General features: G+C 67.7%; 15 protein-coding genes and 1 riboswitch. Of the genes, 11 read left to right on the top strand and 4 right to left on the bottom strand.

Annotated features, from left to right (window positions below; genetic code table 11):
• Positions 1 to 84: 84 nt before the first annotated feature.
• On the top strand, positions 85 to 1,584 hold the full coding sequence (locus tag NHL60_RS15075) for a CoA-acylating methylmalonate-semialdehyde dehydrogenase (protein WP_253445172.1): 1,500 nt from the start codon (positions 85 to 87) through the stop codon (positions 1,582 to 1,584).
• A gap of 361 nt (positions 1,585 to 1,945) precedes the next feature.
• Positions 1,946 to 2,533: a peroxidase-related enzyme gene (locus tag NHL60_RS15070; protein WP_253445167.1), complete on the top strand. Its 588-nt coding sequence runs from the start codon at positions 1,946 to 1,948 to the stop codon at positions 2,531 to 2,533.
• A 5-nt stretch (positions 2,534 to 2,538) separates the two neighbouring features.
• On the opposite strand, the gene NHL60_RS15065 is transcribed toward NHL60_RS15070, so the two are convergent.
• Positions 2,539 to 3,459 carry an HNH endonuclease gene (locus tag NHL60_RS15065; RefSeq protein WP_253445165.1) on the bottom strand — a complete coding sequence of 307 codons (921 nt, stop codon included), beginning with the start codon at positions 3,457 to 3,459 and terminating at the stop codon, positions 2,539 to 2,541.
• Between the two features lie 206 nt (positions 3,460 to 3,665).
• Positions 3,666 to 3,776, top strand: a riboswitch (TPP riboswitch).
• Between NHL60_RS15065 and NHL60_RS15060 the strand changes: the two genes are divergently transcribed.
• Both NHL60_RS15060 and NHL60_RS15055 read left to right on the top strand, forming a co-directional pair.
• The gene (locus NHL60_RS15060) at positions 3,766 to 5,172 is read left to right on the top strand and encodes a sodium:solute symporter (RefSeq protein WP_253445162.1); all 1,407 of its coding nucleotides are present in this window, start codon (positions 3,766 to 3,768) and stop codon (positions 5,170 to 5,172) included. Its footprint overlaps the riboswitch before it by 11 nt.
• Positions 5,169 to 5,864: a TenA family protein gene (locus NHL60_RS15055; RefSeq protein ID WP_253445160.1), complete on the top strand. Its 696-nt coding sequence runs from the start codon at positions 5,169 to 5,171 to the stop codon at positions 5,862 to 5,864. The genes NHL60_RS15060 and NHL60_RS15055 overlap by 4 nt, the downstream gene beginning before the upstream one ends.
• A 77-nt stretch (positions 5,865 to 5,941) precedes the next feature.
• Here NHL60_RS15055 and NHL60_RS15050 read toward each other — a convergent pair whose 3' ends face one another.
• The 3 genes from NHL60_RS15050 to NHL60_RS15040 form a co-directional block, all read right to left on the bottom strand.
• Positions 5,942 to 6,346 carry a type II toxin-antitoxin system HigA family antitoxin gene (locus NHL60_RS15050; RefSeq protein ID WP_253445157.1) on the bottom strand — a complete coding sequence of 135 codons (405 nt, stop codon included), beginning with the start codon at positions 6,344 to 6,346 and terminating at the stop codon, positions 5,942 to 5,944.
• 2 nt (positions 6,347 to 6,348) lie between these two features.
• Positions 6,349 to 6,636: a type II toxin-antitoxin system HigB family toxin gene (locus NHL60_RS15045; RefSeq protein ID WP_253445154.1), complete on the bottom strand. Its 288-nt coding sequence runs from the start codon at positions 6,634 to 6,636 to the stop codon at positions 6,349 to 6,351.
• 115 nt (positions 6,637 to 6,751) lie between these two features.
• Positions 6,752 to 7,114: a DUF5362 family protein gene (locus NHL60_RS15040; protein WP_253445151.1), complete on the bottom strand. Its 363-nt coding sequence runs from the start codon at positions 7,112 to 7,114 to the stop codon at positions 6,752 to 6,754.
• 365 nt (positions 7,115 to 7,479) lie between these two features.
• Here NHL60_RS15040 and NHL60_RS15035 point away from each other — a divergent pair, with 365 nt between their 5' ends.
• From NHL60_RS15035 to cynS, 7 genes are all read left to right on the top strand, one after another.
• Positions 7,480 to 8,055, top strand: a complete 576-nt coding sequence (locus tag NHL60_RS15035) for an OsmC family protein (protein ID WP_062375954.1) — start codon at positions 7,480 to 7,482, stop codon at positions 8,053 to 8,055.
• A gap of 43 nt (positions 8,056 to 8,098) precedes the next feature.
• Complete coding sequence (locus NHL60_RS15030; RefSeq protein ID WP_253445149.1) at positions 8,099 to 9,268, top strand: acyl-CoA dehydrogenase family protein; 1,170 nt, start codon at positions 8,099 to 8,101, stop codon at positions 9,266 to 9,268.
• Positions 9,265 to 10,599: an FAD-dependent oxidoreductase gene (locus tag NHL60_RS15020; RefSeq protein ID WP_367399331.1), complete on the top strand. Its 1,335-nt coding sequence runs from the start codon at positions 9,265 to 9,267 to the stop codon at positions 10,597 to 10,599. Before NHL60_RS15030 ends, NHL60_RS15020 begins: the two co-directional genes overlap by 4 nt.
• A 30-nt stretch (positions 10,600 to 10,629) precedes the next feature.
• Entirely contained in the window at positions 10,630 to 12,018 is a 1,389-nt protein-coding gene (locus NHL60_RS15015) for an ABC transporter substrate-binding protein (RefSeq protein ID WP_022524340.1), read from the top strand.
• A gap of 32 nt (positions 12,019 to 12,050) precedes the next feature.
• On the top strand, positions 12,051 to 12,899 hold the full coding sequence (gene ntrB, locus NHL60_RS15010) for a nitrate ABC transporter permease (protein ID WP_253445147.1): 849 nt from the start codon (positions 12,051 to 12,053) through the stop codon (positions 12,897 to 12,899).
• Positions 12,889 to 13,827 carry an ABC transporter ATP-binding protein gene (locus NHL60_RS15005; protein ID WP_253445145.1) on the top strand — a complete coding sequence of 313 codons (939 nt, stop codon included), beginning with the start codon at positions 12,889 to 12,891 and terminating at the stop codon, positions 13,825 to 13,827. Before ntrB ends, NHL60_RS15005 begins: the two co-directional genes overlap by 11 nt.
• Positions 13,828 to 13,895: 68 nt before the next feature.
• The gene (cynS, locus tag NHL60_RS15000) at positions 13,896 to 14,345 is read left to right on the top strand and encodes a cyanase (protein WP_062375986.1); all 450 of its coding nucleotides are present in this window, start codon (positions 13,896 to 13,898) and stop codon (positions 14,343 to 14,345) included.
• The last annotated feature ends 81 nt before the right edge of the window (positions 14,346 to 14,426 follow it).

Below are 14,426 nucleotides of genomic sequence, written 5' to 3'. Positions count from 1 at the left end.
GCGCAGCATGTCGACTCGGCAGACGGTAACAACAACAAGGCGGCCCCCCGGGCGGCGACACTACAGGTAAAGGAGAAGCGCTCCATGTCAGTCCGCGAAATTCCCATGTTCATCGATGGCCAGCCGGTCCAGTCCCAGAGCCAGGAGTGGCGCGACGTGGTCAACCCCGCCACCCAGGAGGTGGTCGCCCGGGTGCCCTTCTGCACCGCGGAGGAGGTGGACCGCGCCGTGGCCAGCGCCAAGGAGGCGTTCAAGGAGTGGCGCAAGGTGCCGCTGGGCAAGCGCATGCGCATCATGCTCAAGCTCCAGGCGCTGATCCGCGAGCACACCGACGAGCTCGCCGCGCTGATCACCGAGGAGCACGGCAAGACCCTGCCCGACGCCGTAGGCGAGGTGGGCCGCGGCCTGGAGGTGGTGGAGCACGCCTGCTCGATCACCAGCCTGCAGCTGGGCGAGCTGGCCGAGAACGCCGCCAACGAGGTGGACGTTTATACCATGCACCAGCCGCTGGGGGTGGGCGCGGGCATCACCGCCTTCAACTTCCCGATCATGCTGCCCTGCTTCATGTTCCCGCTGGCCATCGCCACCGGCAACACCTTCGTGCTCAAGCCCTCCGAGCAGGACCCCACCTCCACCATGCGCCTGGTCGAGCTGGCCCACGAGGCGGGCATCCCCGCCGGCGTGCTCAACGTGGTCCACGGTGGCCCGGACGTCGCCAACCAGATCGCCGACCATAGCGACATCAAGGCGCTCTCCTTCATCGGCTCCACCCACGTGGGCTCGCTGCTCTACAACCGCGCCGCCGCCGCCGGCAAGCGCATGCAGTCGATGATGGGCGCCAAGAACCACTGCGTGATCATGCCCGACGCTAACCGCAGCCAGGCCATCAACAACCTGCTCGGCTCCGCCTACGGCGCCGCCGGCCAGCGCTGCATGGCCAACTCCGTGGTGGTGCTGGTGGGCGAGGCCCGCGAGTGGCTGGAGGACATCGTCGAGGGCACCAGGACCATGAAGGTGGGCCCCGGCACCCAGACCGACGCCGACCTCGGCCCCCTGGTCTCTCCCCAGGCCAAGGAACGCGTCGAGCGGCTGATCACCGCCGGCGAGAAGGAGGGCGCCAAGCTGCTGGTGGACGGCCGCGGCTATCAGGTCGAGGGCTACCCCGAGGGCAACTTCGTCGGCCCGACCCTGTTCGCCGACGTGACCCCGGAGATGACCATCTACCGCGAGGAGATCTTCGGCCCGGTGCTCTGCGTGGTGAGCGTCGAGACCCTGGACGAGGCGATCGCGTTCATCAACGCCAACCCCAACGGCAACGGCACCTCCATCTTCACCAACTCCGGCTGGGTGGCGCGTCGCTTCGAGACCGACATCGACGTCGGCCAGATCGGCATCAACGTGCCGATCCCGGTGCCGGTCGCCTACTTCAGCTTCACCGGCTCCCGGGCCTCCAAGCTGGGCGACCTGGGCCCCAACGGCAAGCAGGCCATCGCCTTCTGGACCCAGACCAAGACCGTCACCGCCCGCTGGTTCGAGCCCGAGAACGTCTCCAGCGGCATCAACAGCACCATCTCGCTGAGCTGATCACACCCGCTCGGTAACAACGCGGCCCCGCCTCGAGAGAGGCGGGGCCGCGTGCGTTTCGGTCCACGGCTCCCCTGGCTGTCTTTCTGCAGGAGCCCGGGTCCCTTGTGGGAGGCCGGCTCTGCCGGGCGAATGGAGGCCACAGGCCTCCCGTCTCGGTTCATGGCTGCCTTGGCTGTCTTTCTGTAGGAGCCCGGGTCCCCCGGGCGATTGGAGGCCGAAGGACTCCCGGCGGAGACCACCGCTGGACAGGCTGGTCGCCGTACCTTTCGGACCCGGTTCGACACACGCCGTATGGACAGCCTGTTGACGTTGACGTTAACTGATGTTTTCCAATAACAACCACAGTCCAGGAGTCACCATGACCGCGCCCATCAGCCGCTTTCCCATCCCCGAGTCGATCCAGGAGCTGCCCGAGGACATTCGCGACGCCATGCTGGCGGTGCAGGAGAAGGCCGGCTTCATCCCCAACGTCTTCCTGATGCTGGCCCACCGCCCGGCCGAGTTCCGCGCCTTCTTCGCCTACCACGACGCCCTGATGGAGCGGGAGTCCGACACCCTCACTAAGGCGGAGAAGGAGATGATCGTGGTGGCTACCAGCGCCCGCAACCAGTGCCTCTACTGCGTGGTGGCCCACGGCGCCCTGGTGCGCATCTACAGCAAGGACCCGCTGCTGGCCGACCAGGTCGCCATCAACCACCGAGTGGCGAATCTGAGCGAGCGCCACCGGGTGATGCTCGACTTCGCCATGCACTCGGGGCTGGAGGTCGGCGAACTCACCGACCAGTGGCAGACCCGTCTGCTGGAGGTCGGCTTCACCCAGGGCGACATCTGGGACATCGGCGCCATCGCCGCCTTCTTCGGCATGTCCAACCGCCTGGTCACCCTCGCCGGCACCCCGCCCAACGAGGAGTTCTACCTGATGGGTAGGGTGGCGAGGGAGAAGTAGGGGCTCTATCGAGATAAAAATTGCTGATAGCGCAGCTCAAGGGCCTCTTTGCTTGGCTTTTGATCCAAACGCTTGGGGGTGAAGATTTTGTGGCCGTTGAGCTGCTTCATGCTTTCGAGAAGCGGGCCATCTTGTGTCGATAGCAAGTCGTCATTTAGATGGATCCGGTAGTCGGGGTCTATGCCAATCAAATCGGCATCGTAAGCCCGATGGTGAAGACGGCTGAGAGAGATTCCGTTGCTGACTTCGGTGGTGCTCCCTGGATGCGGGTCCGGGATGATATGGGCTGCCTCGAGCAGTTGTGGCACGGGTAGACCGGTCATAGCGCAGCGATTGGAGTATGCCTGCATCACGCGTGCACGGAACTCTGCCTGATGACCCCGCGTTTTGGCTTCACGGATGACGTAGCGTTTTTCTAGTTCATCGACGTCGTAGGTGCCGGTGGTCTCTGCGATACGGCGCACATCGCCGATTCTTTCGCGCATGCTGACATGGCATAGCTCTCTAGCTAGGTCCACGCTATCGATATAGCAGGGCCATAAGGGGAAGTAGCGACCTGGAGCCACGCCCATCAGGTAGATGATGGGGTCTTGCCTTTCATAGCTAATCAGTAGCTGCCGATTTGCCGCCTTGGCTGTTCCTCCCGCCTCAAGCGAGTACCAGAAGCCTCCCTCATCGCTTGCGCCATCGGAATAGATATTGACTCGCCCCTGCTTGGGCACCACGGTCTTGATGCTCAAAATGCCATCCGGCATCTGTCTGGGTTTGAAAATGCCAATGGCCCGGCTGGCGATATAGAACGTCTCTTCACCCATAGGCACAGGTTCAGCAATGGCTTCCCAGGGGACATCATTCGAAAACTGTCGAGTGATGGCCTCAAGGCGCTGAAAGGCTGCTTGTCGAAGACGAGTGTCAAGATTCAGCAAGGCTTGCTCCCCGCTCTATGCCGATAGTATCCGCTCATACTAATCAAGAGGGGTGGCTTTTACATCGTCTCGCCGCGAGAGGGCTCCAACGTCGTGGTCGGGTGGTCAGTGGTGACCCCGTAGCCTCTGGCCGCCAGCCCATGGCCTCGCTATGATGCCTCCGGCCCGTCGCGTTACCGACAGCGGCGGGCCCACACAACTCATTCACTTGTCGCCAGGGGAGTCCCGCCGCATCCGCGGGGGCTGAGAGGGCCAAGCGCCGACCCTGGAACCTGATCCGGTTCATACCGGCGGAGGAAGCGCGACATGCCTTACCTGACGTCTGCCGTGCTCGGCGCGGCGCTTCTGTGCTTTGCTTTCCTGGGCCTGCGGGCCCGCCGGGCCGATGGCCTGCTCGATGACTACGTCACCGCCCGCAACTCCCAGGGCGCCCAGGCCATCGGCCTGTCGTTCCTGGCCTCCAGCATGGGGGCCTGGATCCTCTTCGCGCCGCCGGAGATCGGCGCCTTCGTGGGGCCGGTGGCGCTGGCCGGCTACGCCATCGGCTCGTCGCTGCCCTTTATCGTGCTGGGGCTCTACGGCCCGGCGATCCGTCGCCACCTGCCGCAGGGGCGCAGCATCGGCGAGTTCGCGGAGTCCTGCTACGGCGCCGGGGTGCGGCGCTGGGTCTCCTTCGTCTCGGTGGCCTACATGGCGATCTTCCTGGCCGCCGAGCTCACCGCCATCGGCGCCATCGCCGCGCTGCTCTCCGACGTGCCGCCGGCGCTGGTGATCCTCGGGGTGGCGGTGGTCACCCTGGTCTACACCACCCTGGGCGGGCTGCGGGCGAGCCTCGCCACCGACCGCTGGCAGGCCTGGCTGCTGCTGGCCCTGCTGGTGCTGGTGGGCGGCGTGGCCTGGTGGTGGCTGCCGCCCATGCCGGCCGAAGCCGTGATGCCCTCGATTCCCACGAGCAGCGCGCTCTCGGTGGCGCTCACCCTGGTGATCGCCGTCACCGCGGCCAACCTCTTCCATCAGGGCTACTGGCAGCGGGTGTGGGCCGCCGAGGATGACCGCGCCCTGGCCCGTGGGGCCCTGCTGGGCGGGGCCAGCAGCCTGCTGGTGGTGATGGCCATCGGCGGGCTCGGCATCGTGGCGGCCATGCATGCGCTGCCGCTCGGCGAGCCGCCGATTCCCTTCTTCGCGCTGCTCTCCGCCGCGCCGGCCTGGCTGGCGCTGCCGGCCCTGGTGCTGGCGGTGACCCTGGTGGCCTCCAGCGTCGATACCCTGCAGAACGCCATCGCCTCCATGGCGGTGGCGAGCTCCGGCCTACGCGGTCTCTCGGTGCGGGCGGCGCGCCTGGCCACGGTGGCGCTGATGCTGCCGGTGGTGTGGGTGGCGCTGCAGGGCTTCTCGGTGCTGCGCCTCTTCCTGATCGCCGATCTCCTGTGCGCGGCCATCCTGCTGCCGGTGCTGCTGGGCCTGTGGCGACGCATGTCGCCGCTCGCCGCGGTGGCCGGCGGCGTGGCGGGTCTTCTCGGCGCGATCGTGCCGGGCTGGATCACCCTGGGGAGCCTCTCCGCCGGGGTGCTCGCCGCCACCTTCCCGGAGAGCATTCCGACGCTTCCGCCCTTCCTGGGGGCGCTGCTCGCCTCCACGCTGGTGAGCCTGCTGATCGCCTGGCGGTACCCGGGGGCGAGATTCCAACCGACACTCCAAGGAGATGCCCGATGACGACTCGAGCCGACTGGACCGCCTGGGCGGCGCAGCAGGACGCGCCGCGCCTCACCGACTGGCTGCGCGAGATCAGCGAGCCCGACTGGTCCGCCACCGTGAACCACCCGCTCTTCGACGCCATGGCCGAGGGTCGCCTCGCCGGCACCGACTTCGCCGCCTACATGGTGCAGGACTACGGCTTCGTGGACCCCTTCACCGCGCTGATCGGCTTCGCCATCGGCCGTGCGCCGAGCATGGCCGACCGGGTGGTGCTGGGGCAGTTCATGGGCATGCTGACCAGCGACGAGAACAGCACCTTCCAGCGCACCTTCGAGGCCTTCGCGGTGCCCGCCGCCCAGCGCCAGGCGCCGGACTACCTGCCCGAGACCCGCGCCTTCCAGGCGCTGCTGCGCGAAACCGGAAGCGACGGCGGCTATGCCGAGATCCTCGCCGCCCTGGTGGTCACCGAGTGGATCTATCTCGAGTGGGCGCTGCGCATCACCCGCGTGGAGGGGCTGCACCCCCTGGTGGGGGAGTGGATCGACCTGCACGACAACCCCGCCTTCCAGGAGTTCGTGGCCTGGCTGCGCCGCCGCCTGGACGAGGAGGCCGAGGCGCTCGATGACGCCGCCTTCACCCGCATGGCCGAGTGCTTCCGCGAGACCGTCGCCAGGGAGCGCGCCTTCCACGACGCCGTGATGCCGCGCTGAGCGGGCTGCGCGGGTAGCCGTCGCCATACCCGCCTTGCTTGCGGTGGGCGTTGCTCAGGGGAAGAGGGGAGGCCCCCTCAGTCGAGGAAGAGATCGGCGGATAGCCCGAAGCGCTGGGTTAGGGCCTTGATCTGGCGCACGTTCAGGCGTCGCTTGCCGTTGAGGATCTCCGAGATCACCGATTGGGTGCCGACTTCCGGCAGGCTCGACTGGTCGAGGCTGTGCCACTGCATCAGGTGGCGGAGCATGTCGGCCCCCCTCACCTCAGGTATCGGGCGATGGGCATCGTCATATTCCTCGATGAGGTCACCCATGTGAGAGGCGAGGCTCGCCAGGGGGTGCTCCTCGTCGTCTCCGACCAGCTCCAGCAGCTCATCGAGCGCTGCGACCAGGGCATCGTAGTCGTCTTCCGATTCTGGGGCATTGAGCAGTGGGGCCACGAAGCGCCAGTGGGCGGCCGCCTGTTGGACGATGCTGTTCATGTTCACTCCTTCCAGGTGCCCCTGTCGTATTCGGCATGATCGAGGACGTACTGGATATAGACCTTCCTGAAGCGATAGTGCACCACGGCGATGAGACGAATCTTGTTGCCGCCGATATCGAAGACATGCTGCCGGCCGACCTTGTCGGTGGCGGGAAACAGCGCCTTCATCTCGGCAAAGCTGCCGGGCTCGCTCGACTTCATGAGCCGATACCAGGCATCCAGGGCAGAGGCGGCCTGCGGCCATTTCTGCTTGGCTTCCCAGATGCGCTTCTGGGTGATGACATGCATGGCGGCTGCCCTATCGCATTTTGCTATAAAGTATAGGTTCTGCCTTCGGATACGGCAATGGCGCCCCCGCCGGTTGACCGGCGGGGGCGCTCTCGTGACGGGGTCGTTCCGGTGACTACATGTGGCCGCCCATCATGCCCATCATGCCGACGGCGCCGAACAGCATTCCGCCCACGGCGATGGCCAGGTAGATGAGGATCAGCACGCCGAAGATGGTGAAGTAGGTCTTGAGCTTGCCGAGTGCGAACTTCATGTCCCGGGAGTCGCCGCTCTCGAAGACCCGCCCGGCGGCGCCCGCCGCCTGCATCAGCACCCAGCCCGCCCAGATCGGAATCCAGGCCACGATCAGTCCGACGATGGAGAGGGCGGTGAGGATGCCCGAGAGAATGAGCATAACGCCGGTGAGCTGCATCCAGAACTTGCCGCGGTAGAGCGGCTCGACCATGTCGCGCAGCAGCTCCTGTGAATCGTTGTTCATCTAACGCTCCCTGTTGGTTGACGGCTGGGTTGGGGCGACAGGCGAATCGGTGCGCCGTCGCTGCGATGTGCTGCCTGACACTCTAGCAGCGTCGCCGTCCCCATGCCCCGTCCGGGCAGAGTGGATGGGGCGAGTTTCCCTGCACCGCCATGGCCTCTTGGCATGGTGCGTCGCACCAATTGTCGACATTGTCGCCACTCTGTCCGACATTGTCGGGCTTCCCGGGATCGGTCGAGGTCCCTTGCCTGGTTTTCAAGTATCTGAAAATAAAAGACTCAGTAGGGTTTTTGGCATTCCTGGTGCCTGGCTTGCAACTGCTTGGTGAAAACGTTCATCAAGCAATTCGAGACACCCAGGAGAACACCATGAGCCAAGCCGCCGAAGCCACCGTTTCCGCCACCGTTGCCACCACCGGCTCCGACTATCTGCGCCCCATCGACCGTGACGGCCTGCTGGGCTTCGCCGAGAAGGGCCGCAGCAACCCTGCCACCCGGGGCACCAACAAGGTCCACACCGTCACCGAAGGGCAGTACCGCACCATCAGCCACGTCAGCGGGCACCAGGTGGTGGTGGACGAGCCCCTGCACCTGTTCGGCGAGGATACCGCGCCGGCGCCGGGCGAGATCGTCCTCTCCGGCCTGGGCGGCTGCCTGGCGGTGGGCATCACCGCCGTGGCCACCTGGAAGCAGGTCAAGCTGAGCCGCCTGGAGATCTTCCTGGAGGGGGATATCGGCAACCCCGCCGCCTGGGGAGCCGGCGGCGCCGAGAAGCAGCCTCCCGAGATGGGCTTCCAGGAGATCCGCGTCAAGGTGCTGGTCGAGGGCGACGCCAGCCGCGAGGAGCTCGACGAGATCGTCCGGCACGCCAACTTCTACTCCCCGGTGGCCAACACCATGCGTAACCCCATCCCCTTCAGCATCAGCCTGGCGGACCCGGAATAAGCCGCGCGACCGTACCCCTGAACGCCTGCACGGAGAGATGACCATGATCGAAGCCGCCACTGCCAACGCCGTTCGCACCGCGCCGCCCCCCGCCCCGGGGCTTCCACCCGGCGACGCCTCGAGTGCCGATATCGTGTCGCGGGTCGAGCGGATCGCCGCCGGCCCCCTGGCCGAGATGGCCGGACGCATCGACCGGGGCCACTACCCGCTGGAGATCATGGCGTCCCTGGGGCGCGCCGGGGGCCTGGGGGCCCACCTGGACCGCCGCGGCCAGCGCTTCGACCAGGCCATCGGCGCCATGGCCGAGGTCAGCCGCCACTGCGGCACCACCGGCTTTCTGGTCTGGGCCCACGATGTCTTCGGCCTCTACCTGGAGCAGTCGGGCAACCCGGCGCTCTGCGGTGACTTCCTGGAGCGCCACGCCCGTGGCGACAGCTTCGGCGGCACGGCGCTCTCCAACCCCATGAAGGCGCTGTCGGGGATCGAGAGCCTGGCGCTGCGGGCCCGGCGGGTCCCGGGGGGCTACCGGGTCAGCGGCACCCTGCCCTGGGTGAGCCATATCGCCGCCGGCCAGTACTGCGGCGCCCTGGCCGGGGTCGAGGGCGCCGACGGCAGCCTCTCCCACGAGATCATGTTCGTGCTGCACTGCCGGGAGGAGGTGGCGCTGCGCCAGTGCCCGGCCTTCTCCGGCATGGAGGGCTCGAGCACCTGGAGCATCACCCTCAAGGACTACTTCGTCGGCGAGGATGAGCTGATCGCCGACCCGGCGCGCCCCTTCATCGCCCGCATCAAGGCCGCCTTCATCCTGCTGCAGACCGGCATGGCGGTGGGGGTCACCCAGGGCAGCATCGACGCCATCCGCGAGGTGGAGCCGGCGCTGGGGCACGTCAACCAGCATCTCGACGAGCGCCCCGACGCCCTGCAGGCGGAGCTGGACGAGCTGCGCCAGCGCGCCCTGACGCTGGCGAAGACCCCCTTCGAGGGCGGCCGCGACTTCCTGCTCGAGGTGCTGGACGCCCGGGTGCAGGGGGCCGAGCTGGCGCTGCGCGCCTCCCAGTCGGCGCTGCTGCACCAGGGGGCCAGGGGCTATCTGATGAGCGCGGCTCCCCAGCGGCGCATTCGCGAGGCGCACTTCGTGGCCATCGTGACGCCGGCCATCAAGCACCTGCGCTGGGAGATGGCGCGCCTGATGCGCGAGGAGATGCCGTCATGAGCGAGGAGCGTCCCTTTCAGCAGTACATCTGCCGCGCCTGCGGCCTGATCTACGACGAGGCGGAGGGCGACCCGGACAGCGGCCTGGCCCCCGGCACTCGCTTCGAGGATATCCCCGACGACTGGGAGTGCCCGCTGTGCGGCGTGACCAAGGCGGACTTCGAGCCCTTCGTGCCGAGGGAGCCGGTGGACGCCGTGGCGGCCGACGCCAGCCCCCGCCGCGTCGGTGCGGTGGTGGTGGGCGCCGGCCTGGCCGGCTGGGCGGCGGTGGAGGCCCTGCGGGCCCTGGATCGCGACCTGCCGATCACCCTGGTGACCGCCTGCTCGGGCGACCGCTACCACAAGCCGGAGCTGTCGGTGGCGCTGAGCCGCGGCCAGAGCGCCGATGACCTGGTGCGGGAGTCCGGGAGCGAGGCGGCGCGGCGCCTGGGCGTGCAGCTGCTGCCCCGCACCTTCGTCACCGGCCTCTCGCCGCAGTCGCGCCGCCTGCGTACCACCCGCGGCACCCTGAGCTACACCGGCCTGGTGCTGGCCATGGGCGCCCGGCCGGCGCTGCCCGCGGCGCTGCCCGAGGCGCACTGCTGGCGGGTCAACGACCTGGCCGGCTGGAGCGGGCTGCAGCGGGCCCTGGCCGACGGGCCGGCGCGGGTGGCGGTGGTGGGGGGCGGCATGGTCGGCTGCGAGCTGGCCGAGGATCTCGCCCGGGCCGGTCATCGCGTGAGCCTGCTGGACCGCCACGCCTACCCCCTGGCCGGACTGCTGCCGGAGGCCGCCGGGCGTCGCCTGCTGGCCGCCCAGCGGGCGCTGGGCATCGCGGTGCACCCGAACGTCGCGGTCGCGGGCGTCGAACGCAACGCGGCGGGGGAGCGGGTGGTGCAGCTGGCCGACGGCGAGCGGCTGGTGGTGGATCAGGTGGTCGCCGCCACCGGGCTTGCCACCGAGCCGCGCCTGGCGCGTCAGGCCGGGCTCGACTTCGCCGGCGGGATCTGCGTGGACGGGCGCACCCTGGCCACCAGCGTGCCCGGCATCTTCGCCCTGGGCGATTGCATCGCCATCGAGGGCCAGCCATGTCGCTTCATCGAACCGCTGGCGCGCCAGGCCGAGGCCCTGGCCCATGCGCTGCTGGAGCGTGACCACCCGGGCTACCGCCACGCGGCGCCGGTGGTGCGCCTCAAGACCCGGCAGCTGCCGATCACCCTGAGCGGTCGGCCGGATCCCGATGCCGACTGGGTCACGGTCAGCGACGACGCGGAGCGGCTCGAGATGGAACAGCGCCAGGGCGAGCGCGTCCTGGCCACCCTGAGCGTGGGCGCCGGCCGCCGCGCCGCCTGACCCCTTGCACAACACCTTCGAGGACAAGCCATGAGCGACAACAATATCTACCGTCCCTACTCGAGCGACTCCCGCCTGGGCGGCTGCAGCTGCGGCCAGCACCAGAGCCAGGCGGACCACGATGCAGCGGCCAGGCAGGCGAGGGCGCAGGACCCCGATACCCTCTCCCGGGACTTTGTGGAGGCGGCGGCGGTCAAGGCACTGTTTCCCCACGATGCCACCCGGCGGCGCTTCCTCAAGGCGGTGGGCATGGGCAGCGCCATGGCGGCCATCGCCAGCGTGCTGCCCATGGAGAGCCTGCAGGCCATGGCCGAGGAGCGCCAGGGGCCGCTGGAGAAGAAGGACCTGCGGGTGGGCTTCATTCCCATCAACTGCGCCACGCCGCTGATCATGTCCGACCCGCTGGGCTTCTACGCCGAACAGGGGCTGAACGTCTCGCTGATCAAGAGCTCGGGCTGGGCCCTGGTGCGCGACCAGATGCTCAACGGCGAGCTGGACGCCTCCCACTTCCTGGCGCCCATGCCGCTGGCCATCTCCCTGGGGCTCGGCTCGTCGCGACAGGCCATGCGCGTGGCCACCATCCAGAACACCAACGGCCAGGCCATCACCCTGGCCATGAAGCACAAGGACAACCGCGACCCGCGCAACTGGAAGGGCTTCCGCTTCGCCATCCCCTTCGAATACTCCATGCACAACTTCCTGCTGCGCCACTACCTGGCCGAGCACGGCCTCGACCCGGACAACGACGTCCAGCTTCGGGTCACGCCGCCCCCGGAGATGGTGGCCAACCTGCGCGCCGGCAACATCGACGGCTTCCTGGGGCCGGACCCCTTCAACCAGCGCGCCGTCTACGACCAGATCGGCTTCCTGCACCTGCTGACCAAGGAGATCTGGAACGGCCACCCCTGCTGCTCCTTCGGCATGTCCGAGGCGTTCATCCAGGAGAATCCCAACACCTTCGCCGCGCTCTATCGGGCGGTGCTCAACGCCTCCGCCATGGCCCGGGATCCGGCCAACCTCGGCACCATCGCCGAGGCGATCTCCACCCCCAACTACCTCAACCAGCCGGAGATCGTCATTCGCCAGGCGCTGACCGGGCGCTACGCCGACGGCCTGGGCGGCATCCAGGACCAGCCCGACCGCTCCGGCTTCGAGCCGATGCCCTGGTACGGCATGGCGACCTGGATGCTCACCCAGATGAAGCGCTGGGGCTACCTGAAGCAGGAGGTGGATTTCAAGGCGCTGGCCGAGGAGGTGTTCCTGATGACCGACGCCAGGCGCCAGATGGCGGAGCTCGGCATGGCCGAGGCGGAGCAGGAGCCGCTGGATGGCTACCCCAGCTTCGAGATCATGGGCCGCACCTTCGACCCCCATCGGGCCGACGAGTATCTGCAGAGCCTGCCGCTGTCGCGGGCCTGAGCCCGACAGCCGACTGAATCGAGGATGACACCATGGACAAGACACTGAAACTGCGCGCCGGGCTGCTCTCCTGCCTGCTGCTGCTGGTGCTGGTCGGCATCTGGCATGCGGCGACCCAGGTCACCGCCAGCGGTGGCGACGAGGCGCTGGACCCGGAGTACGCCATGCTGATGGGGCTCTCCGCGGAGAGCGAACGCAGCTCCGGCTTTCCCACCCCTGGCGAGTTCGCCTCCAGCGCTCTGGGCCACCTGGCCAGCCCCTTCTACGACAACGGCCCCAACGACAAGGGCATCGGCATCCAGCTCGCCCACTCCCTGTGGCGGGTGGCGGCGGGCTTCCTGCTGGCCATGGCGGTGGCCATCCCCCTGGGATTCGTGATCGGCATGTCGCCGCTGCTCTACCAGACCCTCAACCCCTTCATCCAGGTGCTCAAGCCCATCTCGCCGCTGGCCTGGATGCCCATCGCCCTCTACACCATCAAGGACTCCACCATCTCGGCCATCTTCGTGATCTTCATCTGCTCCATCTGGCCGATGCTGGTCAATACCGCCTTCGGCGTGGCGGGGGTGCGCAAGGACTGGCTGGACGTGGCGCGAACCCTGGAGGTGAACCCCCTGCGCAAGGCCTTCCGGGTGATCCTGCCCGCCGCGGCGCCCACCATCATCACCGGCATGCGGATCTCCATGGGTATCGCCTGGCTGGTCATCGTCGCCGCCGAGATGCTCGTGGGCGGGACCGGGATCGGCTACTTCGTCTGGAACGAGTGGAACAACCTGTCGCTGAACAACGTGATCTTCGCGGTCCTGATGATCGGCCTGATCGGCATGCTGCTGGACCTGATGTTTGCCCAACTGCAGAGGAAGGTGACCTATGTCGAATGATGTGAAAGACAGCGAAGTGGCCTTCGTCAAGGTGGAGGGCCTGGCCAAGCAGTATCGCAGCGATCTGCCGCCGGTGTTCGAGAACGTGAGCTTCTCCATCCACAAGGGCGAGTTCATCTGCATCATCGGCCACTCGGGGTGCGGCAAGAGCACCATCCTCAACGCCCTGGCCGGCCTGGAGCAGGCCAGCCGCGGGGGCATCGTGATGGACGGCAAGGAGGTGGACGGCCCGAGCCTCGATCGCGGCGTGGTGTTCCAGGGCCATGCGCTGCTGCCCTGGCTGAGCGTGGAGGAGAACATCGCCTTCGCGGTGCGCTCCCGCCATCCGGGGTGGTCGCGCAACCAGGTGGCCGAGCACGGCGCCCGCTTCCTGAAGATGGTGGGCCTGGCGGGGGCGGAGAAGAAGAAGCCCGCGGAGCTCTCCGGCGGCATGAAGCAGCGGGTCGGCATCGCCCGGGCCTTCGCGGTGGAGCCCAAGATGCTGCTGATGGACGAGCCCTTCGGCGCCCTGGACGCCCTGACCCGGGGCGTGATCCAGGACGAGCTGCTCAGGATCTGCGCCGATACCCGTCAGACCGTCTTCATGATCACCCACGACGTGGACGAGGCGATCCTGCTGGCCGACAAGATCCTGCTGATGAGCAACGGCCCCCGGGCCCATATCGCCGAGATCGTCATCAATACGCTGCCCCGGGAGCGGCAGCGGGAGACGATGCACCACGACCCCCAGTTCTACCGGCTGCGCAACCACCTGGTGGACTTCCTGGTGCACCGCTCGAAGAAGCTCCAGGAGACGCGCGACCTCAAGGCCGCCTACGGCGAGCCCAGGGTGGTGCGGCCGGGGCTCGACTCCCTGAAGGTCGTCGCCTCCCGGGATGATGAGCCGCCGACGAATACGCCCCGCCGCGCCGCGGCAGGCCCGGCCTGAGGCGGGGATGCTTCCCGCTCGGCCTCTTTTACCCAGTACCCCTCGATGAGTGACCAGGAGAAACCACGATGATTACCGACCGTAAGCAAGTGACCGAGATGATCCTCTCCGCCAAGGTGAGCAAGGGCGTGAAGTGGAGCGACGTGGCCCAGGCCGTGGGCCTGAGCAAGGAGTGGACCACCGCCGGCTGCCTCGGCCAGATGACCTTCAACAAGCAGCAGGCCGAGGTGCTGGGCGAGATCTTCGACCTGCCCGACGAGGCGGTGGCCTGGCTGCAGGTGGTGCCCTACAAGGGGTCGCTGCCCACCGAGGTGCCCAGCGACCCGCTGATCTACCGCTGGTACGAGGTGGTCAGCGTCTACGGCACCACCATCAAGGAGCTGATCCACGAGGAGTTCGGCGACGGCATCATGAGCGCCATCGACTTCTCCATGGATATCCAGCGCGAGGAGAACCCCAACGGCGACCGGGTCAAGGTGGTGCTGTCGGGCAAGTTCCTGCCCTACAAGAGCTACTGAGCCGGCGTCGACCAGAGAACAGGCGCCGTGAGGCGCGATGTCTTGCCCCCGGCCCGGCCGGGGGCACCTGCGTTGCGGGAG

The organism is Halomonas sp. Y3 (genome assembly GCF_024137965.1).
GTDB lineage: Bacteria > Pseudomonadota > Gammaproteobacteria > Pseudomonadales > Halomonadaceae > Halomonas > Halomonas mongoliensis.
This window is presented reverse-complemented; position numbering and strand designations above follow the sequence as displayed.

What these genes read in the sequence shown, in the direction of transcription:
- NHL60_RS15005 (WP_253445145.1), top strand. Translation starts at nt 12,889, where the DNA reads ATGTCGAATGATGTGAAAGACAGCGAAGTGGCCTTCGTCAAGGTGGAG.
- NHL60_RS15040 (WP_253445151.1), bottom strand. Translation starts at nt 7,114, where the DNA reads ATGAACAACGATTCACAGGAGCTGCTGCGCGACATGGTCGAGCCGCTC.
- NHL60_RS15060 (WP_253445162.1), top strand. Translation starts at nt 3,766, where the DNA reads ATGCCTTACCTGACGTCTGCCGTGCTCGGCGCGGCGCTTCTGTGCTTT.
- NHL60_RS15020 (WP_367399331.1), top strand. Translation starts at nt 9,265, where the DNA reads ATGAGCGAGGAGCGTCCCTTTCAGCAGTACATCTGCCGCGCCTGCGGC.
- ntrB (WP_253445147.1), top strand. Translation starts at nt 12,051, where the DNA reads ATGGACAAGACACTGAAACTGCGCGCCGGGCTGCTCTCCTGCCTGCTG.
- NHL60_RS15075 (WP_253445172.1), top strand. Translation starts at nt 85, where the DNA reads ATGTCAGTCCGCGAAATTCCCATGTTCATCGATGGCCAGCCGGTCCAG.
- NHL60_RS15030 (WP_253445149.1), top strand. Translation starts at nt 8,099, where the DNA reads ATGATCGAAGCCGCCACTGCCAACGCCGTTCGCACCGCGCCGCCCCCC.
- NHL60_RS15050 (WP_253445157.1), bottom strand. Translation starts at nt 6,346, where the DNA reads ATGAACAGCATCGTCCAACAGGCGGCCGCCCACTGGCGCTTCGTGGCC.
- cynS (WP_062375986.1), top strand. Translation starts at nt 13,896, where the DNA reads ATGATTACCGACCGTAAGCAAGTGACCGAGATGATCCTCTCCGCCAAG.
- NHL60_RS15035 (WP_062375954.1), top strand. Translation starts at nt 7,480, where the DNA reads ATGAGCCAAGCCGCCGAAGCCACCGTTTCCGCCACCGTTGCCACCACC.
- NHL60_RS15070 (WP_253445167.1), top strand. Translation starts at nt 1,946, where the DNA reads ATGACCGCGCCCATCAGCCGCTTTCCCATCCCCGAGTCGATCCAGGAG.
- NHL60_RS15055 (WP_253445160.1), top strand. Translation starts at nt 5,169, where the DNA reads ATGACGACTCGAGCCGACTGGACCGCCTGGGCGGCGCAGCAGGACGCG.
- NHL60_RS15015 (WP_022524340.1), top strand. Translation starts at nt 10,630, where the DNA reads ATGAGCGACAACAATATCTACCGTCCCTACTCGAGCGACTCCCGCCTG.
- NHL60_RS15045 (WP_253445154.1), bottom strand. Translation starts at nt 6,636, where the DNA reads ATGCATGTCATCACCCAGAAGCGCATCTGGGAAGCCAAGCAGAAATGG.